1 protein-coding gene is annotated in these 995 nt (G+C 60.0%); it reads left to right on the top strand.

Annotation, left to right across the window (positions count from 1 at the left end; all coding sequences use genetic code 11):
* A partial coding sequence (locus EOS_RS42575) for a cytochrome C assembly family protein (protein ID WP_053064268.1) occupies positions 1-846 on the top strand: 846 nt, incomplete at its 5' end.
* Positions 847-995: the final 149 nt, after the last annotated feature.

The following is a 995-nucleotide window of genomic DNA, read 5'->3' as shown; positions in this document are numbered from 1 at the left end:
GGCATGCCTGCGGGCGGTCGCCTGGCCGGCGGAATGAGCACGGACATGGCCGACACCATGCAGAGCGGCCGGGCATCGAAGGCATCGGGCATGAGTTCCATGGGACGCGTATTGCTGGGCGTCGCGTTGCTTGTGCACGGTGTCTTGCTGCACACCACCATCTTTCCGCAGAATGCCATGGTGTTCGGCTTCGCCTTCGCGCTCTCCGCCATGTTCTGGCTGGGCGCGGGCATCTACTGGATAGAAAGCTTTTTCTTCCCGCTCGACGGCTTGCGGCTGCTCGTGCTACCGCTTGCATGCGTGGCGTCGGTGATGCCACTGGTCTTTGGCGGCGTGCACGTGTTGTCGTATTCCGCTGCGCCCATGTTCAAGCTGCACTTCCTGATTGCGAACATCGCGTATGGCTTGTTTGCCATTGCCGCGCTCCACGCCATCCTCATGCTGATGGTCGAGAAGCGCCTGCAGAACATGCGGGGGACCACCACGCGGCATACATCGAATAGCTGGGTGTCGAGCTGGCTCGATACCTTGCCGCCGCTGCTCACGCTGGAAAAATTGCTGTTTCGCCTGATCTCGGCAGGCTTCGTGCTGCTGACGCTCACGCTTATCTCGGGCGTCGCCTTCAACGAACAACTCGTCGATAAAGCGTTCAAACTCGATCACAAGACCGTGTTCGCCATTCTGTCGTGGCTGATGTTCGGCGCATTGCTGACCGCACGCCGCGTGTCGGGCTGGCGCGGTCGAGCGGCGTTACGCTGGGTGCTGGCTTCGTTCGTCGCGTTGCTGCTCGCTTACGTGGGTAGCCGCTTCGTGTTCGAAGTGCTGCTGCATCGCGCGGTCGTTTGATGCGGTTGTTCGAATCATCGGGCTTTTGTTGCCTCTACTATTAGTAAGATCATGCGCCAACTTCTGCTGTTGATATTTGTGTTCTTTGCGAGCCAGTGGCTGTTCAAGAAGCTGCGACGCGCTCAGGCTGCCGCTGGCGCGCAAGCTGG

It is taken from the genome of Caballeronia mineralivorans PML1(12) (assembly GCF_001028175.1).
Taxonomy (GTDB): Bacteria; Pseudomonadota; Gammaproteobacteria; order Burkholderiales; family Burkholderiaceae; genus Caballeronia; species Caballeronia mineralivorans.
Note: the sequence above shows the minus strand (reverse complement) of the source record. Positions and strands in the feature narration are given on the sequence as shown.